Raw genomic sequence first — 1599 nt, forward strand, 5'->3', positions numbered from 1 at the left:
CTAAGTGTATAATTTTTTACGGTAAGTTGAATAAATAATTAAAAAAGCCCAAGTCCTTTGAATTTGGACTTGAGCTCAAACAAAAAGACCAGTAGTCTGATGTTAAGAACAAAAAACACATTAGAAGCTGGTCTTTTATGAATTCAATTGTAACTGAAATCGCAAATATTATAAAGTCTGAAGATAATTATATTAAGCGTGAAAGAAAAATAATCTGTTTCTTCTTAAACCTGATTAAGGAAATCATGGCCTTGGCTTTAGCTAAAGTTGATGATGAAATGATTACCAAGGTTAAAGCACAGGGCTATCAGATTGACAAGAAGAATGAGCGCTCAATCAATATGGCTTTTGGCGAAGTTAGGTATGTCAGAAGAAGATATGTCTGCCCAGGCAAACAAGCAAGGTATCCCTTGGATGAATTAATGGGCTTTGACAAATACAAGCGCTACAGTATTTTAGCAGTCAAAAACATCTTAGAAGTAAGCAGCGTTGCCACTTATCGCAATACTGCTCTAGCAGTCAATTGCCTGTCTGGCTTTAATATTAGCCATATGCAGGTGGGCAATTTGGTAAAAATGGCCGGGAAAAATATTAAAGCGGGCCAAGAAGCAGATTCAAGATATGATGCCGCAGGCACTAAGAAAAAGGTCCCAGTTTTGTATCTTGAAGGCGATGGCGTGGTGATCAAAGGCACTAAAAGCCGGTTGGAATTTCATCGCTATCAGGTCTGTGAAGGCATTGTCAATATAAGCAAGAAACGCAGAAAGCGAATCAATGCCAAGGAATTTGTTTCTTTAAGCCGACTTGATGCGCTGAACGAAGCCAAGGAGTACCTGGCCAATACTTATGATCTTTCTGATACTGTAATTCTTAGCAACGCCGATGGCGGTGCTGGATATGCCAAAACAGACTTCGATGACATTGTAGGGCTATGCAAGCGTCATGAGCATTTCTTGGATGTCTTTCACCTAAATAAGAAAATCAAAGAAAGGCTATATTTTGCGCCTGACCTGCAAGGCAAGCTGATTTCTGCTTTGGAATACAAATACAGCTATGACAAAGTTAAAACTATCCTAACCACTGCAGAAAGCCGACTAATTGATGAATTGAATACCGAGCTCAATCATGATTATCTGGGGCGCCTAAGGAATTATATTGATCGTCATTGGGACGATATTAAGCCGTTTAAGGAACGAAAACTGACTGTGACTAAAGCCATTGGCTGCTGCGAGAGCAACCACCGCAAGTATACCTACCGTGTTAAGGGGCAAGGCAAGAAATGGTCAAAATCTGGAGCAGAAGGCATGCTTAGGATCTTAAGCTGCATCAAGAATCGAGAGCTGGAATTTTGGCTTAGCAGCGAGTTTGAAGATTCAGAAATAACTGTATTGACTGAACAGGAATTAAAAGCAGCGGCCCGTGACAGCTTAAAGAAGCGTCATGAAGTTCATTTAGGCATCCAGCATGGCGCATTAACCGCACAGGTAGCTGGCAATAGTTATTTAAGCAAGCTAAGCAGAAATTTAAGTCATATAAATATTTAAGAAATTAAGGTTAGACTAATGGTTTAAAGGCTACCGCAAAAACATTGACACTTAC

At 39.8% G+C, this 1599-nt stretch carries 1 protein-coding gene; it reads left to right on the forward strand.

Annotated features, from left to right (window positions below; all coding sequences use genetic code 11):
- The first annotated feature begins 137 nt into the window (after positions 1 to 137).
- Entirely contained in the window at positions 138 to 1544 is a 1407-nt protein-coding gene (locus tag CP355_RS09900) for an ISLre2-like element ISLcr2 family transposase (RefSeq protein WP_098044445.1), read from the forward strand.
- Positions 1545 to 1599 lie beyond the last annotated feature (55 nt).

The organism is Lactobacillus sp. UMNPBX4 (genome assembly GCF_002554115.1).
GTDB lineage: Bacteria > Bacillota > Bacilli > Lactobacillales > Lactobacillaceae > Lactobacillus > Lactobacillus gallinarum.

Coding starts and splice junctions, on each gene's coding strand:
- CP355_RS09900 (WP_098044445.1), top strand. CDS start 138: ATGAATTCAATTGTAACTGAAATCGCAAATATTATAAAGTCTGAAGAT.